Here is a 21,955-nt window from a genome sequence, read left to right as displayed (position 1 = left end):
ACAGCCCGCATAATGACGGAAGGCAAGGTACTCATGAGCACCCTGAAAATGGCCGCTGAAAACCTCGATTTCTACTACGGGGACTTCAAGGCACTCAAAGACATCAACCTCAGCTTCGAGGAGTTCAAGGTTACGGCCCTGATTGGCCCCTCCGGCTGTGGGAAAAGCACATTTCTGCGCTGCCTGAACCGCATGAACGACCTGATTGCCGGCACCCGGGTGGAAGGCAAAGTCACCCTCGACAACCAGGACATCTACTCCCCCAAGCTTGATGTCGTGGATTTGCGACGCCATGTGGGCATGGTCTTCCAAAAACCCAACCCGTTTCCCAAGACCATCTTCGAGAATGTGGCCTATGGACTTCGGGTCAACGGTTGGAAGGACAAAAACAAGGTTGCCGAACGCGTGGAACAAAGCCTGCAGCAGGGAGCCCTGTGGGACGAGGTCAAGGATCGCCTGCACGAATCCGCTCTCGGTCTGTCAGGCGGCCAACAGCAGCGTCTATGCATCGCCCGCGCACTGGCCGTCCAGCCTCAGGTCCTGCTCATGGATGAACCAGCCAGCGCACTGGACCCCATTGCCACGCAAAAAATAGAAGAGCTCATCCACGACCTGAAGGATGCGCTGACCATCATCATTGTCACCCACAACATGCAACAAGCCGCACGCGTATCCGACGTCACCGCATTTTTCTACATGGGCCAGTTGATCGAGGTGGATTCCACCGAGACCCTATTCACACGCCCCAAGAACAAGCAGACCGAAGACTACATCACCGGCCGCTTCGGTTAGGAGAGACGTTATGGAAACCCAGTTCCACAAAAACATCGAAGAATTGAATATGAAAATCCTACACATGGCCGCTTACGCAGAACGTGCCGTGAGCGATGCCTGCACCGCACTGATCAACAAAAATATTGATCTTGCTGATCAGGTCATTGAAAAAGATACTGAAATCAATGATATCGAACTCGAAATCGATGAGTTCAGCCTACTGCTGCTGGCTCGTGAGCAGCCCGTCGCCCGCGACCTGCGGTTCATTACCGGTTGCCGACGCGCTGTCATCGATCTGGAGCGTATCGGCGACGAGGCTGTCAACATCTCGGAGAAAACCATCTACCTCTCCAAGTTGCCCGAGGTCCCGCACAATCCCATGCTGCAGGAACTTGTGGACACGGCTCAGGACATGTTGCGCACCTCGGTAGAGGCCTTCAAGGAAGAAAACGCCGAAAAGGCTGCCGATGTCTGCCGCATGGACTACAAGGCTGATGATCTCAATGTGCGTATTCTGAAGAAAACCATGGATGATATGGTGACCGAAGTCACTGGTGTGCGCCGTGCGGTCAACACCATTCTGGCAGCTCGCAGCCTGGAGCGTATTGGCGATCTTGCGACCAACATCGCCGAGACCACGATCTTCATCTCCGAGGGCATCACCGTAAAGCACAACTGCGAACGTTTCTAGTAACATCCAGATGACCAGCATGAAGGCGGGCGGCAGAGGCTGCTCGCCTTTTTTGCGAACTCTTGACATGTCACTAGCAAGTGACATAAAGACATACGAGGAGGATGCCATGGCTGCTAAAACCAAACGCGACAGGAATCAGACAGAACAAAAATTGATTTCTGCCGTAGGTGCCGTTCTGGCCAAGGAAGGTTTCCGGGCTCTGGGCGTCAACCGCATTGCCCGTGAGGCAAGCGTCGACAAGGTGCTCATCTATCGTTACTTCGGTGGCCTGGCTGAGTTGGTCAGTGCTTACGCTGTCAGTTCCGAATTCTGGCCATCCGTCGATGAGCTTCTCACGGGTGACGAAGACCTGCCCTCTCCCTGCCCCCCGGCGCGTCAACTTTCACTCTATTTCCGCAACTTCACCAGGGCCATTCTGGATCGACCGCAGACCATCGAGATTCTGGCCTGGGAACTGGTAGAGCGCAACGAACTGACTGATATCCTCAACGCCAGGCGCGAACGCACTGGCGCCGAACTCATGGAACACCTGGGGGACGGGGCAACTCATCGCACCGACCCTTCCGTGGTTGTGACTCTGCTGGCTGGAGCTGTGAACTACCTGGCTATCGCCTCCCTACGCCGAGGCAGTCTTGGCGGCATCGATATCTCCAGCCAGGAAGGATGGGAGCGCGTCCACACGGTTCTGGATGACATGCTGCTGCGCATTTTCGGATAGCCCACGACCTCTTCATGGAGAACGACATGACAGCCTCGACTTCACCTGCTTCCAATGCTGAACAACGCTTTCTGGATGGTTATTCCTGTTCCGAGTCCGTGGCCTCGATCTTCGCCACCCACTTTGGACTTCCGGAGGAACCCCTGCGCCGTGCGGCCTGTGGATTTGGCGGAGGCATGGGCGGCATGGGCCGGACCTGTGGCGCAGCGACCGGGGCCATCATGGCCATTGGAATGGCCCTGGCTCCTGACGACCCCACCAATGCCGCAGCCCGTTCGCAGGTTAAAAACGCTGTCAGAACATTTCTGCAAGAATTTGAAGAGCGCCATGGCTCCTCGCATTGCAAACAGCTCCTGGGCTGCGATCTGAGCACCCCCGAAGGCTACAACGAAGCCCGCTCAAGAAACCTGTTCAAAACGATTTGCCCCAGTTTTGTGCTGACCGCAGGCGAACTACTGGAGCAGTTGCTCGACAAATAAAAAGAGCCGCCCTGAAAGAGGCGGCTCTTTGGTCTCCGTGATCTTCTTGGCTCAGCCGTTACGCTGATTGCCTCGCCCGGCGGGCCATTCACCTTGGGTTGTCCTTTTAACGACAACGAAGCGAACAGCCTCTTTGGAATGGGCTAGCGGGCGATCATGTTTCGGAGGATGTCTGCACAATTCTCGGTATTGTGCCCCATGCCCTCCAGTTTCTCCACGTAGTGGATCAGCTGGTAGATATCCTTGAAATCCATATCGGAATTGTAGATCTCGCTGCAGAGCTTATTCTTCATCTTGAAGATGCTCTGACGTCTGCGCCGAATGGCCCAGAACTTGTCCTTGGTACCCTGACGGTCCAAATGCTCGTGGTTGATCAACCCGAGGGTCGCCGTCAGTGCGGGGCCGAGATGTTCGCAGGCCATATCCACTTCTTCAATCATGGCGATGACGGTCTTCTGGAACTGAGCCGGGATCTCCACGGGACGCATGGCCAGCCATTGCATGGCTTCCTGAGCATCATCAAGGATATTGTCCTGCGCCTTGGTGTACTGCAGGAACAACCCCTTATCCACGGACATGAACAGCCCACGCGGCAAGTGATTCCTGATGCGTCGCTTGATCAGGTCCGCCTGATTCTCGATCTCATCCACCTGCTTGGCAAGCTCAACGAACTCACGGCAGGCGCCACCAGCCACATAGCATTCCATGGACTCCTTGATGACATCCACGCATTCATTGATCTTGGTGTAATGCTCAATCAGACCATCAAGAGGAGAGCGATCGGACAGCAGCCCGAAAAATGGCAATCTCATGGTGTTCTCCTTGTCTTAGGCCGTTACCTTTTAATAGACCGACCATTTGAGTATCTGAAAAATGACAATGGATGTGAACGCAGCAATAGGCACCGTCAGCAGCCAATAGACGACGATCTTGCCCAACACTCCAAAGTTAACGGCTTTGAAACCTCTTGCCAATCCCACACCGGTCACGCCACCCACTGCCGCGTGAGTGGTTGAAACGGGCAGGCCAAGCTTTGAAGCCACAAGCACTGTCGTCGCTGCAGCAAAATCGACAGCAAAGCCACGCGTATTGGTCAAAGTGGTGATGCTTTCACCCACTGTCCGCATCACCTTATGCCCAAGCACAGCGATACCGAGGGCAATCCCTGCCCCGCCCAAAGCCAGCAACCAGATGGGGACCTCGGCCTGTGTCAGGAAGGTCCCTTGCTTGGCCAGCACATAGATGGCGGCAATGGGCCCGATGGCGTTGGCCACATCGTTGGCACCCTGGGACAACGCCACATAGCAGGAGGTAAAGATCTGCATCTTGCGGAAGATTGCCTCCACGCCTTCGGCACCATCCTCGACCGTCAGCGACATGCGCAGGGCCATTCGGGATGAAACCAGCCAAACGCCAAGAGACAGTAAGCTAATCAACGCCAGCGACTCGTACCAGACCAAGGCCAGCTGCTTTCCGACAGGGGTCTTATACATGAAGGAAAAACCGACCAGGGTCATGGTCAGGGCCATCCAACGCGGGCCATACTTACGCGCATTTTCCAAAAAATTCGGCTTGAGGAAGATATCCCTGCGAATCTGGGTGAAGATGAAATACGCGATACCTGCAGCAAGGAACGGGGAGATGAACCATGACAGTACCACCCCGCCCAACTTGAGCCAGTTGACCACATCCGGACCACCCGCAACCAACCCAAAGCCAAGGATGGCTCCGACAATGGAGTGTGTACTCGAGACCGGCAAAGCCGTCAGCGTGGCGATGAGGACCCATATCCCCGCGGCCAACAGCGCTCCGAACATTCCAAGCATAATCAACTTGGGATCGGATATCATGGCCGGGTTGATGATCCCCTTGCTGACCGTGGCCGTGACGTGGGACCCCAGAAAAACCGCTCCGACAAAGTTCAGGATGCCAGCGATGAACACCGCCTGCTTGACGGTGATGGCGCGCGCTCCAACAGCCGAAGCCATGGAGTTTGCCACATCATTGGCCCCGAGGTTGAACGCCATCAGGAACCCTGCCCCTAGGGACAGCAAGAAAAACAAGTCGTATAAATCCATTCGATATTTCCTTCCGGTGCAGAGGACTGTGTCACAATCGAATTGAAGCCAGCGCGGGGCGCTTGCCCAGCGGGGAGTATTACAGTTCTGTTACGAACCTGTGACAACAGCCTTGGCGGACCCTACATAAAAGCCATTCGGAAAGAAACTTCTTTTAATTAGCAAATGATATCGGGGCATTGCATACGCAATTTTTTTTGAAATTATTTGTAACATTTGTGGCGCCGGTCAACGACCGACGCCACAAAATAACAACAAATAAACTCTGAACAGATTAGAGCTTGGTCTTGAGCACCAGATCAGTAATCGGGCCCCGAGAACGCTCTCCCTTCAAAACCATATGAGCGTAGTTGGACTGCCCCTTGAATTTACGAACAATCCAGTTCAAGCCATTGTTGGCTTCACTCAGATAAGGATTATCCACCTGGCTGGTATCGCCCAGGCAAATGCATTTGACCCCTTCCCCCATGCGGGTCAGCAGGCTTCTGACTTCCGCACGTGACAAGTTCTGGCATTCATCAATGATCACAAATGCATTCTCGATATTCATACCACGAACATAGGCCAAAGGCAGAATCTCGAACTTCTTGGGGTTGTACTTGGGGATATGTGCCTCGGGGTCCACAAAAACCTTGTTTGCGGGCCTCTGGGCATGAAGCTTCAGCACCAGATCCAGAATATACCGCACATAGGGTTCCATCTTCTCATCGATGTCACCTGGCAGGTATCCAAGCTTGGCTCCAAGCTCGATGGTCGGCTTGAGCATGAAAATCTTCTCGAAATTGCGCTTCTCAAGGACCTGATAGAGCGCCGAAGCCAAGGCCAGATAGGTCTTGCCATACCCCGCGTCACTTTGCACGGAAACAACATCGACCCCGGGGTTATTCATCAGCTCCAGAGCCAAATTCTGATACATGGACCGAGGTTTGATATTCCAGGGGGAATGCGTATAGCCGATCACCCGATTTTCACCATCCGGCCCATGAAACATGGGCTTGCCATCCACCCAAGTGAAGCTGTTCGGCAGCGGCTGGTCGCCGTTGTCGTTAAACCCCGTATACAGTTGGGACTCGGATTCAAAAGGCTTTGAGTCCTTGAATTCCTCGCTATTGATATGCGAAAGCCCCGCCTGCAACTGCAGGATGCGGTCATTGGTGACCAGAATCGGATTTTCGATCTCCGAACTGGACAGGATCTCTTTCAGGATGAAGTTGTCGACAAGCTCTTCTGAAAACGGAGAAATGCTGGAGTCGTTGCGGATAAAATTGATGCTGTCCTTGTGTTCCAGGAGCACATCGATAACCTTGGCCACGATGTGCCGAAGGCGAGGGTTTGTCTTAAGCGTATTGAGTTCAATCAGGACGTGATAGGGAATGTAAATGTTATTATCATTCCCGTTTTTGAGGCTCAGGATGCTGTTGGGATTCTCTATGAGGACATTGGTATCGACGACATAATTCTTTTGTACTTGGGTCATCGATTGGTTTTTCCTTGGCTGGTGGTTGTAAAGAACATTTGCTCTGCCATGCTCCAGCCTGGAGCGTACCTGGGGGATGATGGGCCCGGGCCTTGTGAAAACCATAGGCGATTCCACAGACCATGTAAACGGACACCCACATTTTTTCTAGAAAGTCTATAGAACTGTCACCCAATGGACATCTCAGCCAGTTCAACATCTTTTTGTAATTATCAATCTGCCACATCTCTCCATGAAGAATCGCCACCACGGGAAGCCCATGGCGGCGATCTGCGTCGCATAATTCATCGATCAGGCTAGAGTTTCTTCTGTAATCTCGCCCGGAGCCAGATGGCAACGAGGTTCATCCCCAGGACCAGCGCCACCAGGACAAGAGACGTTCCATACTGCAGATGTCTCGTTTTCTCGATCTCCGTCCCTGCCGTAGCCAGTACATAGACATGATAAGGCAAGGCCATGACATCGCTGAACACGGAGTTGGGCATCTTGGGGGTATAGAAGACCGCTGCCGTGAACATGATCGCGGCAGTCTCCCCCGCAGCCCGAGACAAACCCAGAATGGCACCGGTCAGCATGCCCGGCAAGGCAGCTGGTAGCACAACTTTGGAAATGGTCTGCCATTTTGTGGCGCCAAGCCCCAGAGAGGCTTCGCGATAGGTATTGGGAACACTGCGCAGAGCTTCCTCTGCCGTGCCGATGATCACCGGCAGGGTCAAAGCGCCAAGGGTCAGCACGCCAGCCATGATGGACACGCCCATCTGCAGAAAAGTCACGAAAAACGCCAGTCCAAACAGGCCAAAGACCACAGATGGCACACCGGCCAGATTATTGATTCCCAGGCGGATGATGCGGCCCACCTTGGGGTTGGTGGCGTACTCGTTCAAGTAGATGGCACTGGCAACCCCAAGAGGAAAGGCCACAAGCATGGAGCCGAATGCCAGCAGGAATGTGCCTACAATACAGGGCCAGATGCCACCCTCGGTCATGGAATTTCTGGGAGCCTCGGTCAGGAACTCCCATGAAATCGCGGGCAGACCGTAATAGAACAGGAATCCACAGATGGTAAGCAAAGCCAGCCCATTGATGCCGGACGCAGCCTTGAACATGCCAAACATGATCTTTTCCACCAGTGCGCGATGTCCAAGGCCGATGGATCCAGACGGTGACGTGACTCTGGCGGCGGGGATACTGCGATCCATTGTTGTCTCTCCAACGTTATGCATACTCACTCTCTTCTGATTCCAAGCCACGCCGGCTACAGCGTTGCCGCGCCGACCTGCTTATGCTTTTCGGCGACGTAATCGGCCAGGATGTTGAACAACATCGTGAACATGAACAGGACAATGCCGGTGGCGAACAGCGCATAGTAATGGTCCCCCCTAAACGGTGCTTCCGCCATTTCTGCTGCAATGGAAGCAGGCATGGGCCGCACCGGATCAAACAGGCTGCCCGGAACCATTGCCGCGCCCCCCGCAACCATCAGCACGACCATGGTCTCGCCAATGGCCCGCGACATGCCCAGGATAATGGCCGTGGAAATGCCGGAAAGGCTTGCTGGCAACACAACCTTGAAAATTGTTTCCCAGTGGGTCGCGCCCAAAGCCAAAGAGGCCTCCTTGAGCTCAGCCGGGACACTGAAAATGGCATCCTCTGAGATGGAGCAAATCGTCGGAACAGACATGAAAGCCAGCATCAGAGCCGCATTGAACAGGTTCAGCCCCGTGGCGACGTCCAGCACTTCCTGAAGGTATGGAGCGACAAGCACCATGCCGAAAAAACCAATGACAACCGATGGCAAAGCAGCCAGTAACTCAACAACGGGTTTGACTATCCCCCGCACGCGGGGAGTAGCTATCTCAGCTAAATAGATGGCGGTCATCACACCCAGAGGGATGGCGATGGCAGACGAGGCTGCCGTCACCAGAACAGAGCCGATAAGGAGCGGAAAGATACCGAAGTCCGGCGGATCTGCGGTCGGGTACCATTCGTTACCGAACAGAAACTTGAAGACCGGATACTCCTTGAAGATCGGCAACCCTTCCATGAACAGAAAGATCATGATCAAGAAGAGGATGAGAATGGAGGATGATGCGGTGACCAAAAAGGTCATCTTGATCATCTTTTCTTTATGCTTACGATCCATATCTTTTCTTACTCCGAAGATGTTCAGGGCTAGCAGAGACACGTCAACCCGCTGTCCGACAAGCGGACAGCGGGATTTTTGCGCTCACCCGCCCAAAACCGGCGGGCTGATGTGTTCTAGTACAGCGGTACGTAACCGGCAGCCTTGGCGTGAGCCTGACCGTACTTGGGGTGCAGCAGATACATGATGAACTTAGCGGTCTCGCCTTTGGGCCAGCCCTTGGTGAAAACATACAGGAAGCGGGAGACAGGGTATTTGCCGGAGGATGCAGTCTCGGGATTGCCCTCGATACCGTCAACAGTCAGAGCCTTGGTGCTCTTGTCCAGGTAACCGTAGCCGATGTAGCCTATGGCATACTTGTTCTTGGACACAGCCTGCACCACGGCACCGTTGGAAGCCTGCAGCAGGGCACCGGCAAACACACGCTCCTTCTTCATGATCTTGCCTTCCCAGGTCTCATAGGTACCGGAGGAGGTATCACGGGAGATAACGACGATTTTCTTGTCGATGCCGCCAAGGTCCTTCCAGTTGGTGATCTTACCCTGGTAGATGTCCTTCAACTGGGCGCGGGTCAGACCGGCCACGGTGTTGGAGGGATGAACGACAGGGACCAGAGCGTCGATGCCCACGGCAAAGGGAACGGGGTACACACCCTTTTCCATGGCCAGCTTGACTTCCTTGTCCTTCATGAAGCGAGAAGCCATGGCGATGTCGGTGGAACCGTCGATGATGGCCTTGATGCCGTTGCCAGAGCCGCCTCCAGATACGGAAATGGAAATGCCGGGGTTGGCCTTCATGTAGGCCTCAACGGCTTTCTGCATGATGGGCAGAACGGTGGTGGAGCCCTTGACGGTCATGCTGGTCGCCGAAGCGGTCATGGAAAAAGCCATGACCATAAGGGCGGCCAGAATAATACTTTTGATTCTCATTTCATCCTCCAAAGATGTTCAGACAAATTCGTAGTTGGTCGCCTCATGCGGCGTGTGAGAGGTATAGGAGCGGACTGTTACGAATTGGTGACAGGTGCAATGAGAATGGGTGACAATTATTCATACTCTACAAAAGCCTATTTTAATTGAACTTAATCAATAGAAAAATGACATTTACGACTTTCTGCTGTCACACAACGTGACACAAAGGCAGCCCCGGAAGTCTTCGCCAGATGCCCCTCCAGCCATCACCGCCTGTTTCTGCCACAAAAAAAGACGCCCCCTCCAAAATGGAAGAGGCGCCTGAAATCGCTTATGAGAAAAAGGATCAATCGAGGGTTTCGAATTCACCCTTCTGACGATTCTTACGGACGTTATCACTGGCAAAGACCTTGCCATTCATGGTGATGTAAGCCCCGGGGGCAAGCAACTGAGCCGCACTGAAGGCGCATCCCAGATTGAACAGGGCATCGGAGTTCACAAAGGAATACGGGACCATGGCCCCCACCAACACAACGGTTTTGCCATTGGCTCGCGGCCCGATCAGCCGGGCTGTCTCGGGCATGGTATCCGTACCATGGGTGACCACAACCTTGTCTTCAGGTGCAGCCAAAACCCGCTCCAGGATCAACTCGCGATCAGCATCGACCATATGCAGGCTGTCCTTGAGCATCACGGTCTCGATGGCCACATCAACGGTGCACTTGGCCTGAGTCAGAATGTCGGTCAGATGAGTCTTGGTAAAAACCAGCTCACCGTCCAGCTGATTATATTCCTTGTCCAGCGTGCCGCCGGTCACGAGAATGCGAATGTCTGCCATGCTCGTCTCCTACATCGCCAAACGGGCTTTTTCCGGAGACAATCGCTGCTCCAGTCTGTTGGCGTATTGGCTCATGGCGTAGCAGCAGACGAAATACAGGAACGCCGCTGCCGTATAGAGTTCAATGGGATAGATCATGATTCGGTTGTTGAGAACCATGGTCACGTTGGTCAACTCCATAACGCCCAGCACATAGGCCAGCGAAGTATCCTTGAAGATGGCAATGAACTGTCCCACGATGGGGGGAATCATCTGCTTCAGAGCCTGCGGCAGGATCACCCGGCGCATGGTTTGGAAATAGGACAATCCCGTGGAGAACGCGGCCTCGGCCTGACCAGGGGGCAGGTTCTCAATGCCCGCACGGATGATCTCGCCAAGGTACGCACCTGTGAACACGGTCAGGGCGATGGTCGCACTCCAGAACACGTGCAGGAAGGTGCCGGTCAATACCGGGATAAAAAAGTAGACCCAGAAGATGACCATGATCAGTGGGTTACCGCGAATAACCTCAATGTAGACCACGCTGGGAATCTTCCACAGCAGATTATTGGACGTACGGCCCAGTCCTGCAAAAAGCCCCAGGGGGAAGCTGCAGGTAATGGCGATCACGGCCATCAGGATGGCCATGGACAGCCCGCCCACACCGGCAAGCACATCACTCGGATCATCCGAGGGGAAGCGCCAGTAGAGCATCAGCTTGAAATTGTCGAAAATCACATCCCAATTGAATCCGGCAACACCCATCACCGCCCGGTACAGAACATAGGCGATGGCCCCCACGAACATCGCCTTGAGGCTCAAGATGGTGAATGACCAGGCATTACTCACGGACTTGTTCAGAGCCGCACGTGCGGGGGAATAGCTCACGGAACGATGCCGACGGCGTCGGGAGGCTGCACGATGCGCAGCGCGACGCACCGGACGCGTTGCCACTCGACAGGTCAGGCTCACCGGGCCAACAATGCCGTTGACCAGGCGCTCGCCAAAGCTGCGGCCGGAACCACCAATCCGCAAACGGATGTTCACGGCATTGAGCACCGCTGAAATGCCCAGCGACAGAGTGAGATACAGGACAGAAGCGGCAGTGGCGGCTTCGAACCCGCGGAAGGTCATGGACTCCACCTGCTGCGAGCACCAGGCCAATTCACTGATCCCCACGAACATGGCCAGGGACGAGTTCTTCATGTTGTTCAGGAACTCGCTGCCCAGCGGCGGAATAATGGCACGGAAGGAAATGGGCAGGATAATTCTGCTCAAGACCTGTGAATAGGTCAGGCCACTGGAATAGGCCGCTTCGAGCAATCCCTTGGGGATGGACTGCAAGCCGGCACGGATGACCTCGGCCATGAAGGAGGCCGTATAGGTGGACAAAGCCATCACTGCGGTCAGGAATTCGTATCCGAAATTCATGTCGGCCAGCCAGGGTGGCAGCAACCAGCCCATCCAACCGGGCAGCATGTCCTGGAAGCCAAAGCCCAATTCGAAGACCCACTCGCGGGCACCCTCGGGCAAAGCCTGGGGGAAGGCAAAATACCAGAACAGCAACTGGACCAAGAGCGGCGTATTCCGGAAAAATTCAACGTAGGAAGTGGACAGCCAGTAGACAGGCTTGAACTGGGAGACGCGCCCCAAGCCCACTGCGACGCCCAGGCTCAAAGCCAGGACAGCACTGATCAAAGACAGGACAATAGTCCAGCACACGCCTTTGAGCATGAGCAGACCATAGTGCTCGCCGTAGGTCTCGTTGACTGTGAACAGCACGCTCCAGTCAAACTTGTACCCAAAATCGAACACCCAGCCCCAATAATAGACGGCCAGCATCACCAGGGTCGCCAGCAAGGACAGCTGCACCCACTTCTTTTCCATCCAGAATCTGATCATAGCGCCTTAGGGAGAAGCATGAGCCCGGAAGGCCCGGGCTCATGCGTTAGAGTTATCTATCAGGATTTAAATGCAGCTTAGGGCCACATCTCGATCTGCTCGGTCATGGGGAAGTAGTACGGGGTATCAGGACCATACCACTTGTTGTAGATGGTCATGTAGGTGCCATCTTTCCACATGTCCTGAAGGGCAAAGTTCACGGCGTCGCGAAGCTTGGAATCGTCCTCGGGCAGACCCATGCCGTAAGGCTCATCGGAAATGAAGTCACCGACCAGCTCAAACTTGCCAGCGTCCTTGGCGGCGTAGCCAAGCAGGATGGTGGAGTCAGTGCTCCAAGCAGCAACACGGCCCATCTTCAGAGCCTGGTAGCACTCGGATTCCTTCTGGAAGGAGATGACGTTCTTCTCGTAGTCCTTGTCGCCCAGGCTCTTCAGGAGATTCTTGATGTTGATCTCGGAAGTGGTGCCCTGCATGGTGGCGATCTTCTTGCCCACGAAGTCGGAAGCCTTGGCGTACTTGCCCTTCTTGGCGAGCAGCTTCTGGCCATCAAAGAAGTAAGTGATGGAGAAGTCGATGGACTTGTCGCGCTCACGCTTGTGGGTCATGTTTGCAACGGAAAGGTCGATACGGCCCTGCTGCACGAAAGCGATGCGAGTCTTGTTGTTCACAGCCACGCGCTCCAGGGTGCAACCCATGCGCTTGGCGATCTCTTCGGCGATGTCCACGTCCATGCCGACCCACTCGTTCTTCTCGTTGTAGAACGCACCGGGGATCGAATCCGTCATGATACCGGCGCGCAGCACCTTGGTCTTCATGATGTTGTCATAAGCCGGACCAGCCATGGCCACGGAGGCCATCACGAGGGAGGCCATCAGGGCCATCGCAACGATCTTCCAAAGTTTCATGCCATCCTCCACAGATGAGTTAGGTATTTTGATACACACATCCAAATAAATCTGACCCGCCCACCCGGGCTAGTGGGTCAGAATCTTGCTGAGGAAATCCTTGGTCCGCTCACTCTTGGGATTTTGGAAGAATTCATGGGGAGTATTCTCCTCAATCATCAGTCCACCATCCATAAAGATGATCCGATCAGCCACTTCACGGGCAAATCCCATTTCGTGCGTCACGCAGACCATGGTCATGCCCTCACGGGCAAGGGTCTTCATTACGTCCAGAACCTCGTTGATCATCTCGGGGTCCAGAGCGGACGTCGGCTCGTCAAAAAGCATGATCTTGGGCTGCATGGCCAGACCGCGGGCAATGGCCACACGCTGCTGCTGACCACCTGAGAGCTGGCAGGGATACTTGCTGGCCTGGTCAGGGATGTCGACCTTGACCAACAGTTCCATGCCCAGGTCCTCTGCCTCGCGCTTATCCATGCCCCGCACCAACACCGGAGAAAGGGTGATGTTTTCCAACACGGTCATGTGCGGATACAGATTGAACTGCTGAAAAACAAAACCAACCTCGGCCCTGAGCAGGGTGAGATTGGTTTTGGGGTCGTTGATGTCGTGTCCGTCAACAATAATTTTGCCCTTCTGGATGGGCTCCAGACGGTTAATGCAGCGGATCAACGTACTTTTACCGGACCCTGACGGCCCGCACACGACCACGACCTCGCCTTCGGCGATGTCCAGATTGATATCCTGCAACACGTGCAGGTCGCTATACCACTTGTTCACGCGGCGAAACTGAATCAAAGCCGCCTCCTACTCATCATCGATTATTGTTTCCCCATCTGGGGCTTGCATTTCGTAGCAGACCCACGGGCCAGGGGCAAGGTTACGCACTGGCATATCACTGCCCGGCGACAACCTCGGCAAGAGTCCGTACAAAGCCCAAAACGTCTTCTTCGGTGGTATCAAAGGAGCACATCCACCGGACTTCAGGCAATTCCTCGTCCCAAGTATAAAAAAAGAATTGTTCGCGTAGCGGCTCAATGAGCTCTGGAGCAAGGGTGGCGAAGACGCCATTGGTCTCCACAGGGCGAGTGACATCAACCCCGGGAATGGACGATATCTTCTTTGCCAGCAAGCGAGCCATGGCGTTTGCATTACGTGCATTTTCCAACCACAGGTCGCCCGAAAGCAGAGCAACGTACTGCGCCGCAATATAACGCATCTTGCTATGCAACTGCATGGATTGCTTGCGAATGTATTTGAAGGTCTCGGCGTGCTCGGGATTCAGAAACACCACGGCCTCGCCAAACATCAGCCCGTTCTTGGTGCCGCCAAAGGACAGCACATCCACTCCGCAATCCGTGGTCAGTTCCTTCAGGCCCAGCCCCAGAAACTCGGCGGCATTGGCCAGCCGTGCGCCATCCATATGCACAGCCATGCCTGCTTCGTGTGCCCGATCGGCCACGTCCTTGATTTCCTTGGCGGTATAAACGGTGCCAAGCTCCGTGGCCTGGGTCAACGATACAGCCACGGGCTGTGAGTGGTGCTCGGAACCCAGGCAATGCAGATGCCGCTCAATGGCGCGGGGATCGATCTTGCCGTCCACGGACCGTTCAGCCAGCAGCTTGATGCCAGCGCCCCGCTCGGGTGCACCGCATTCATCCACATTGATATGAGCGCAGTCGGAACAGATCGCCGCATTCCAGGAACGTGTCAAAGCCGCAAGGGAAGACACATTGGCTCCGGTTCCATTGAAGACAAAGAAAGGTTCAGTCTGAGGTCCGAAGACATCCTTGAAGGCTTCGCGGGCAGCCTCGGTATAAGGATCAGAACCATAGGCCACGCAATGTCCGGCGTTGGCCTCAGCCAATGCCTCCATCACTTGTGGATGGACACCGGAATTATTATCGCTCGCAAAGCTCTTTTTTGACATTACCGTAGAAACTCGCTGTATAATTTTGCAAAACACCAGCGCAGGAAGGGCAAACTTGTTAAACGGAAATAGGCTGGAGGTAAAGGATGAATTTCCCAGCTCCCGGAAACCACGGGCTCAAAGACAGCACCTGCGGCTACCCGCAAGGGTCAGATTCGAGACGTATTATTCGTCACCGGGGGTAGAAAGCGAGCCAAGACATTGAGACAATTCTCTGGCTATTTCAAGCATCTCCACGGTCTGATTGATGCGCCAGGAAAAGGCCTCGGCTTCGAAGGGCTTGGTCAGAAAATCATTGGCACCGTGCTTCAAGAATTTCGCCGTCATGGACGACTCGCCAGCCCCGGACACTCCGACGATGGCCAAAGAGTCCTTCTTGCGGGTTTTGCGAACTTCAGCACAGAATTCGAACCCATCCATCACGGGCATCTCATAGTCGGTCACCACGATGACGATATCCTGCTCTGATTCAAGGATATCCAGGGCCTGCTTGCCGTCTTCGGCTTCAACAACCCGAAAGTTCTGAATCTCCAACAAACCACGAACCAGAGATCGAGCCGTCTTGGAATCGTCCACGACCAGAGCCTTCAGCGTCTGATTCTTGTACAGTCGAGACAGAGCGTCCACGACGTCATCAAGAACAATCATGCTGCTCTTGAGCACATAGTCGGCCACGTTCTTCTTGAGCAGGGAATCGCGCACTTCATCATGGAAGGTCGCGGTCAGCACCACTGCTGGCAACCCGTGGGCCTGCACCAGATCCACGGCCTCACCATCCGGGGCATCGGGCAGATTCAAATCGACCACAGCTGCGAACAAATACTCCCGCTGAGAGATCAATACCTGTTCAGCCTCTTCCAACGAATGGGCACTCACGGTCTCGAAGTTCGACAGTCCCTCGATATGGCGCGAAATGATCTTGGCCTGAACATGGCTGTCTTCGATGACGAGGATGCGAGCGGCGGCGACTTGATCGTTCACGGGAATCTCTCCTCTCCACGAAATACACGCGGCGGATAGTGAAATAAACACCCGAGCGGATTCTCATCGGCACGGGTGTGCTTTAGTCTATTGTATGCCAGAATTACACGAACTGTGCAAAGCAAAGTCTTCTAGAGACCGGCGGTCTGCAGTTCCTTGCGATAGGCCTCGACCCCGGAAATAACCCCTCTGGAGACTTCATGCAGATACTCGTCCGAGCGCAGCAGCTTGGCCTCGGTGGAGTTGGAGATATAGCCGACCTCCACCAGCACCGCAGGCATTTTCGCTCCGATGAGCACAAAGAACGGCGCCGAACGCGCCCCATGGTCATTGATCCCTTTGTACTTGGATCGTAACGCCCGCACGGAATGTTTCTGTACGTGGCTGGCCAGCACCCGGGATTCCTCGATCTTGAAACTATGGACCAGATCCAGAACAATCTTCTGGGTGTCACTGATCTTCATGGGATCGACGTTGTTTTCCTTGGCCGCCAGCCTGAGCACGATATCGTTCTTGGCCTTACCAAGATAATACGTCTCAAAGCCACGGACGGAGCTTTTGGCGTTGGCGTTGCAGTGCAAAGAAATAAACAGATCGGCCTTTTTGATATTGGCCGCCAGAACCCGATCTTCCAGGGCCACCTTGCGGTCCTCGGCGCGGGTATAGAGAACCTTATAGCCCTTCTTCTTGAGCTCTGCCCCAAGGATTCTCGCCAGACGCAGGGTCACATCCTTTTCCTTGGTCCTCAGCTTCTTGCGAAGTTTGCCCTTGTTGTCCTTATAGCGGATATACTGCACGGCCCCCGGGTCACGCCCACCGTGTCCGGCATCGATCATGACCGTCCCAATGGTCATGCCCAACTGAGCCAGAACGTCCTTGGCGGTATCGCGCTCCTTCTTGCCCGGCTTGCGGGGTGCCTGATCCGGCTTGCCAAACGTCTTGGGAATCTCTTTGGCCACAGACTTGCGGGCAAAGACGTCAATGACAATGCGATAAGGATTTTCAAGGGTCAGGATATGATACTCCTGCTTTTCCTTGAAATCGAGAACGACCCGGGCCGTATCAGGGGTATTTTGAGCCGCACGGACGGTCTTCAGAAATCCTCCGGGGACCTCCTGCCGAGCCTTGACATTCTTGGCCACACGGGTCTTTTTCAAATCCACGAACATTCGGGACAACTTGCCGCTGGCCTCATCCGCAGGCAGGGAGCGCTCCTTGAATTCGACTGCATTATCCAAGTCCAGCACGATGCGGGTGAAGTCCTCACCACTGGAATAACGTACGCCCAAGAGCGTGGCATCACCGGTCTTGCCATTGAAGGTCGATGTCCCCGCCGTGGAGGGTCTGACTTCCGGAGCCACTGGCCGAGCCTTGCTCGCGGCTTGCGGAGTGGAAACCGCTGCGGCATCGGGCAACTCATTGGCCCGGGCCTCGTCCATGGCTCGTAACAGTTCTTTGGCCTCTACCGCTCGGTCACCATCGGGATAATCACGCACGACCAGTAACAGATCCGCATAGGCCTGATCCTCGTCATTCAAATGTGTGAATTCCACGTACCCCTTGCGGAACAGGGCATCATCGCGCCAGGAATCCGTTTCGCGGAACAGATCTACGGCGCGCTCGTATCCTTCAACGGCCTTCATAAAATCGTCATCGCGGCGCGAGATACGCCCCAACTCATCCCAGGTAAAGCCCTCGAAATAGGCACTTCGGGCAGCATAAACCCCGCTCCCCGCAGCCTCGGAGACAGCAGCAAACCGCCGAGCCACACGCAAGAATTCGTCACGAGAGGGTTTCTTCTTGGATCGCACCACCTTGAAGGCCTTTTGAGCCTTATCGTAGGCACTCTTGATCTCGGCCTTGGGCACCGCGACCTGTTTGGGCGAGGGCTTGGGTGCAGACTTCTTGACCACGGGGGCAGATGCCGTGCTTCTGCCCTCAATACGAGCTAACAGCTTTGCGGCCTTGGAGGCATGATCGCCTTTGGAGTAAAGGCGACGGATAATACGCAGGTCTTCGGCTGCCGATCTGGCATCGCCCAGACGAACAAAAGCAATCTCGGCCTTTCGGAACAGACAATCATCTATCCAGGAATCGCCCGGAGGAAAACGATTGGTCGCCCGCTGGAAATAATCCACGGCACGATGGGCATCGCTACGCAGCCCTGATCGCCGGGCCAATTCCTCGTAGCAACGGCCCATATAATAGAGACACTTGGGCGCATAGCCCGAGGTGGGACTGATCTTGAACACCCGCTCGAACCGGGCATGAACGTCGGTCCACAGATCGCGACGCGAGGCGCTTTTCTCCGAGGACAACACCTGCTTGAAACTTTTCAAGGCCGCATTGAACTGGGGCTGCTGATCCGTGGCATGGGCTTGGCCGCTTAGGGTAAAAAACAGGACCAACGCAGCCAGAAGGACTACGAAGCGAGAGGGCATAGCCCCGGTGTAAACGGGGCGGCGTTGATTCGGCAAGATTGGCGTCTGTGTCATGCAGTAGTGCCCATTACGGGCCTGGTTCCGGTGCGCTTCGTGGACATATAGCCGCGATTGCAGGCAAACCGCAACCCCGTGGCGCAAAAACACCTCAGGCAAGGAAGCTGGCAGTCATCAGACGATGACATCATCACAGCCACCACCCAGGCAATGCAGACAGGAGTCGGTACGCGCGCCTCTGACCTCAATGGATCGTACACAATCAATCAAGCGAAAGTACCACCCAAAAGCGATGCCCCAAGCCCCAGTACAATGGCACCGCCAATCAGGGCCAGTATCTTTTGCGCCATCTCAGCCCTGCCTGAACGACCGGCGGCACAAGACAAAAGCGTTCCTCTGCAACAGGCCGCCAGAGCAGCTGCAAGGGCAATAGTTACCCCCATGCCGCAGGCCATAGCCATTACCGCGCCAAGTCCAAGCCACAAGGCATCCAACGCCAGGGCAAACAACAGCATAATGGCCGCACCCGGACAGGGAACCAGCCCGGTGGACAGCCCCACCCCCAGCAGACTCCTGCCCTGTCCGCCATCTGTTTCATCCTGGGCTCTGCGAGACTTCAGCACGTCCACAAGCAACCATAGGCCGATGCACATCACAAGGGCATAGCTGCCTCTCTCCACCCAGAGAGCCGTCATCTCGAAACGGTTCATCATTGCCCGCCGAGCGATAGCGTGCAGAACGAGGACCACACCCACTGCAGAGGCCGCATGCGCCGCCCCCATGAGAGCGCCCAAGGCTGCGCCTCGGCGCGCAGACAGACCTCGCGCCAGGACGTACGATGTTGCCACGGATTTACCGTGCCCCGGTCCAGCGGCATGGACTGCCCCATAGGCAAAGGACAATCCCAGAAAAACCATCAGCCCCCAAGGGGATGGCTGTTCGTTCAGAGACCTGACCCGTGCCGACAATTCACCACGCATCTCGCGCTGCCAGCGGGCAATGCGCCCCAGTGTACCGCTCAGGGCCGAGCCCCCGTCAGGAGCAGTGGCCACCCGTTCCTGACGGGGGCTCGCCCCTGCGGCAAAGGGGTTGGTTGCAGCTTCGGCTTCCACGCCCGCAACCAGCATCCAGACCGTAAACAGGACAGTCAGCAGACCTTTCATCGGGCACCAAAAGTCAGGGTGATTTCCGATGTCCAGACCTGGAATGAGGAATACGTGCGCTCAGAATTGATCACCACAGAGGCCTGAGCCTTGACCCCGGCGGTGTTCTCCAACTCCAGGACGGCATCCTCAGGGGTGTAGACATCGGCATAATATTCAGGGTCATGCACTGACAGCAGCACTGTATGCTGCCCCTCGACACCGGAGACCCGGCAAGGCACAAAAAAATCGTAGAACAATTTGCCGTCAAAAAAACCCGCACGAAAATCCTGAATCTGCTGCACCCGGAACTGCTCACCGTCCACTTCAAGAAAGGTGAAATAGTCAAAGTTCTTGAGGTTATCGAACGCTCCGATCTTCACGGTTTTGATCTCAGCCTCGGAAAACGCTCCATCCCGATCCTGATCATGATCCTCACGAATCATGGTCCCGAACATATCGTCAAAGACCCAATGCACCCGTACCCCCGCCAAATCCGAACCCTCAAAGACGAAGGTCACGGAGTTATCCACGAAGACATGAGGGTGAGCCTGAGCAGGGAGCGGGGACCACAGCACCACCGCGAGAGCCCACAGAAAAATAAACAGGCCCCACCCGGAATTCCGAGCAGGGCCTTCGAATATACTCATAGCAATTATTCCACGGTCACGCTTTTGGCCAAGTTACGGGGCTGGTCCACATCCTTGCCCAGATAGTCCGCTACTTCGTAGGCGAACAACTGCAGGCATGGCAGAGCCAGAAACGCAGAGAGCGGACCCCAGACCTCGGGAATCACCCAGGCATCATCCACCCCCATATCCAGCCCCGGGTTGGTCAGGGCGATGATGCGACCATCGCGAGCCTGCACTTCCTCCAGATTGGACTTGACCTTGGGCAGCAGATCGTCGCGCATGGCCAGGGCAAAGGTCGGGAAATCACGCTCGATGAGCGCGATAGGGCCGTGCTTCATCTCACCCGAGGCATAACCCTCGGCGTGAATGTAGGAAATTTCCTTGAGCTTGAGCGCGCCTTCCAAGGCCAGCGGAAAATTCAGCCCGCGCCCCAGATACATGAAGCTGGAGACTCCCGAGTACTTGCGGGCCAGTTCCTTGGAACGCTCACGCATGGCAGGCAGTTCGGCATCCAGCAATCCGGGCAACTCATGCACCGCAGCAATCCCCTGCTGGGTCACTTCGGCGGACAAGGTTCCCTTCTGCGCACCCCAGTGCAAAGCCAGCAGGTACAGAGCCGTCAACTGGCTACACATGGCCTTGGTCGAAGCCACGCTGATCTCCGGTCCCGCCTGAGTGTAGATCACATGGTCGGACTCGCGCGCCACGCTTGAGCCCACGACATTGCACAGACCGATGACGGATGCGCCCATCTGCTTGGCGCGACGGATGCCGGCCAAGGTGTCGGCCGTCTCACCGGATTGGCTGATCGCCAGAATCACATCGTCCTCGTCCAGCAGCAGGTCGCGATAGCGAAACTCCGAGGCAATCTCCACACGCACGGGAATGCGTGCCCAGGATTCCAGCAGATTCATGCCCCATAATCCGGCGTGAAAAGAGGTTCCGCAGGCGACGATGTGCAGCCGCTTGGGCGAAGTCAGGCCTTCCAGTTCAGGCAGACGGACAGTGCCCGTCTTCAGGTCCACCCGGCCCGCCAGACAATCGGCGATGACTTTGGGCTGCTCAAAGATTTCCTTGATCATGAAGTGCTTGTGTCCACCCTTTTGTGCGGACTGCACATCCCAATCAATGCGATTGGTCTGCTTCTCGATGGGTTCAAGGGTCAGGGCGTCCAGCACCTGCCAGGAGTTGGCATCCATGCGTACCAACTCGCCGTCCTCCAGAAAGACCACGTCGCGGGTGTAATTGAGAAAGGCTGGGATATCCGAGGCCACGAAATTCTCGCCAGTGCCGGCACCAAAGACCAGGGGGCTGGACTGGCGGGCGGCGTAGATCACTCCAGGCTCATCCAAAGAGACAAGCGCCACGGCGTAGGCACCTTCAACCCGCGCCAGAGCCCATGACAGGGCCTGGAGCACACCTTCTCCGGTCTCTTTCAGACCTTCTGAGATCAGGTTGACCAGGACTTCGGTGTCGGTCTCCGAAGCAAAGGTGTAGCCCCGCTCTATGAGCCAGTCCTTCTGCTCCTGGAAATTCTCGATGATGCCGTTGTGGATCATGGCCAGACGGCCGGAATTGTCCTTGTGCGGATGAGCGTTACGCTCCACGGGGACTCCGTGGGTCGCCCAGCGTGTGTGCCCGACGCCACTGGTGGCCATAGTCACGTCGCGACCATTGACCTTGGTCTCCAGTCCGACGAGCTTGCCTTCTGCGCGCAGCAGTTCCAGTTCCTTGTTTTGAATAAAGGCCACACCGGCGGAGTCGTAACCGCGGTATTCCAAGCGCTTCAGGCCTTCAAGCAAAATGGGGACAGCGGGCCTGTGCCCCGCGTAGCCGATAATGCCGCACATAATTCACCCTCGATCAGGCTATGGTTCAACTCGATATGAAGACAGTGACGAGCCCTTGGCCCAGCCCCTGTACATAATCAAATG

The 21,955-nt window shown here is 55.5% G+C and carries 20 protein-coding genes; 4 read left to right on the top strand and 16 right to left on the bottom strand.

The features are described from left to right. Positions 1-33 precede the first annotated feature (33 nt). The 4 genes from pstB (at position 34) to EL361_RS15915 (ending at position 2,665) form a co-directional block, all read left to right on the top strand. Positions 34-792 (top strand): phosphate ABC transporter ATP-binding protein PstB, encoded by a 759-nt coding sequence (gene pstB, locus EL361_RS15930; RefSeq protein WP_232034812.1) that lies wholly within the window; start codon positions 34-36, stop codon positions 790-792. A gap of 10 nt (positions 793-802) precedes the next feature. After that, a complete protein-coding gene (phoU, locus tag EL361_RS15925) occupies positions 803-1,465 on the top strand; it encodes a phosphate signaling complex protein PhoU (RefSeq protein ID WP_126380931.1) in 663 nt (220 codons plus the stop codon). 109 nt (positions 1,466-1,574) lie between these two features. Then, complete coding sequence (locus EL361_RS15920) at positions 1,575-2,186, top strand: TetR/AcrR family transcriptional regulator (protein ID WP_172961801.1); 612 nt, start codon at positions 1,575-1,577, stop codon at positions 2,184-2,186. Positions 2,187-2,212: 26 nt separating this feature from the next. Beyond that, on the top strand, positions 2,213-2,665 hold the full coding sequence (locus tag EL361_RS15915) for a C-GCAxxG-C-C family protein (protein WP_172961800.1): 453 nt from the start codon (positions 2,213-2,215) through the stop codon (positions 2,663-2,665). A gap of 143 nt (positions 2,666-2,808) precedes the next feature. Here EL361_RS15915 and EL361_RS15910 read toward each other — a convergent pair whose 3' ends face one another. The 16 genes from EL361_RS15910 to glmS all read right to left on the bottom strand — a co-directional run bounded on the left by EL361_RS15910 (position 2,809) and on the right by glmS (position 21,871). Next, a complete protein-coding gene (locus EL361_RS15910) occupies positions 2,809-3,477 on the bottom strand; it encodes a DUF47 domain-containing protein (RefSeq protein ID WP_126380928.1) in 669 nt (222 codons plus the stop codon). Between the two features lie 30 nt (positions 3,478-3,507). Then, positions 3,508-4,743 carry an inorganic phosphate transporter gene (locus tag EL361_RS15905; protein ID WP_126380927.1) on the bottom strand — a complete coding sequence of 412 codons (1,236 nt, stop codon included), beginning with the start codon at positions 4,741-4,743 and terminating at the stop codon, positions 3,508-3,510. A gap of 274 nt (positions 4,744-5,017) precedes the next feature. Continuing rightward, a complete protein-coding gene (locus EL361_RS15900) occupies positions 5,018-6,220 on the bottom strand; it encodes a PhoH family protein (RefSeq protein ID WP_126380926.1) in 1,203 nt (400 codons plus the stop codon). Positions 6,221-6,516: 296 nt separating this feature from the next. Next, positions 6,517-7,335, bottom strand: coding sequence for a phosphate ABC transporter permease PstA (gene pstA, locus EL361_RS15895; RefSeq protein WP_126381543.1), 819 nt, complete (start codon positions 7,333-7,335; stop codon positions 6,517-6,519). A gap of 140 nt (positions 7,336-7,475) precedes the next feature. Next, a complete protein-coding gene (gene pstC, locus EL361_RS15890) occupies positions 7,476-8,363 on the bottom strand; it encodes a phosphate ABC transporter permease subunit PstC (RefSeq protein ID WP_126380925.1) in 888 nt (295 codons plus the stop codon). 116 nt (positions 8,364-8,479) lie between these two features. Next, positions 8,480-9,292: a PstS family phosphate ABC transporter substrate-binding protein gene (locus EL361_RS15885; RefSeq protein ID WP_126380924.1), complete on the bottom strand. Its 813-nt coding sequence runs from the start codon at positions 9,290-9,292 to the stop codon at positions 8,480-8,482. 328 nt (positions 9,293-9,620) lie between these two features. Further along, a complete protein-coding gene (locus tag EL361_RS15880; protein WP_126380923.1) occupies positions 9,621-10,112 on the bottom strand; it encodes an asparaginase domain-containing protein in 492 nt (163 codons plus the stop codon). 9 nt (positions 10,113-10,121) lie between these two features. Continuing rightward, positions 10,122-11,993 carry an amino acid ABC transporter permease gene (locus tag EL361_RS15875; protein ID WP_126380922.1) on the bottom strand — a complete coding sequence of 624 codons (1,872 nt, stop codon included), beginning with the start codon at positions 11,991-11,993 and terminating at the stop codon, positions 10,122-10,124. Between the two features lie 77 nt (positions 11,994-12,070). Further along, the gene (locus tag EL361_RS15870; protein WP_126380921.1) at positions 12,071-12,898 is read right to left on the bottom strand and encodes a transporter substrate-binding domain-containing protein; all 828 of its coding nucleotides are present in this window, start codon (positions 12,896-12,898) and stop codon (positions 12,071-12,073) included. 69 nt (positions 12,899-12,967) lie between these two features. Continuing rightward, entirely contained in the window at positions 12,968-13,696 is a 729-nt protein-coding gene (locus tag EL361_RS15865; protein ID WP_126380920.1) for an amino acid ABC transporter ATP-binding protein, read from the bottom strand. Positions 13,697-13,793: 97 nt separating this feature from the next. Continuing rightward, positions 13,794-14,828 carry a threonine aldolase family protein gene (locus EL361_RS15860; RefSeq protein ID WP_126380919.1) on the bottom strand — a complete coding sequence of 345 codons (1,035 nt, stop codon included), beginning with the start codon at positions 14,826-14,828 and terminating at the stop codon, positions 13,794-13,796. A 165-nt stretch (positions 14,829-14,993) separates the two neighbouring features. Further along, positions 14,994-15,809: a response regulator gene (locus EL361_RS15855; protein ID WP_126380918.1), complete on the bottom strand. Its 816-nt coding sequence runs from the start codon at positions 15,807-15,809 to the stop codon at positions 14,994-14,996. Between the two features lie 131 nt (positions 15,810-15,940). Further along, entirely contained in the window at positions 15,941-18,304 is a 2,364-nt protein-coding gene (locus EL361_RS15850) for an N-acetylmuramoyl-L-alanine amidase (RefSeq protein ID WP_126380917.1), read from the bottom strand. A 209-nt stretch (positions 18,305-18,513) separates the two neighbouring features. Beyond that, positions 18,514-19,410, bottom strand: a complete 897-nt coding sequence (locus EL361_RS15845) for a nickel/cobalt transporter (RefSeq protein ID WP_126380916.1) — start codon at positions 19,408-19,410, stop codon at positions 18,514-18,516. Further along, a complete protein-coding gene (locus EL361_RS15840; RefSeq protein ID WP_126380915.1) occupies positions 19,407-20,039 on the bottom strand; it encodes a DUF1007 family protein in 633 nt (210 codons plus the stop codon). The genes EL361_RS15845 and EL361_RS15840 overlap by 4 nt, the downstream gene beginning before the upstream one ends. Before the next feature lie 5 nt (positions 20,040-20,044). Further along, positions 20,045-21,871: a glutamine--fructose-6-phosphate transaminase (isomerizing) gene (glmS, locus tag EL361_RS15835; RefSeq protein WP_126380914.1), complete on the bottom strand. Its 1,827-nt coding sequence runs from the start codon at positions 21,869-21,871 to the stop codon at positions 20,045-20,047. Between the last annotated feature and the right edge of the window lie 84 nt (positions 21,872-21,955).

Origin of the sequence: Desulfovibrio ferrophilus, from assembly GCF_003966735.1 — a bacterium.
Classification (GTDB): Bacteria; Desulfobacterota; Desulfovibrionia; order Desulfovibrionales; family Desulfovibrionaceae; genus Desulfovibrio_Q; species Desulfovibrio_Q ferrophilus.
Note: the sequence above shows the minus strand (reverse complement) of the source record. Positions and strands in the feature narration are given on the sequence as shown.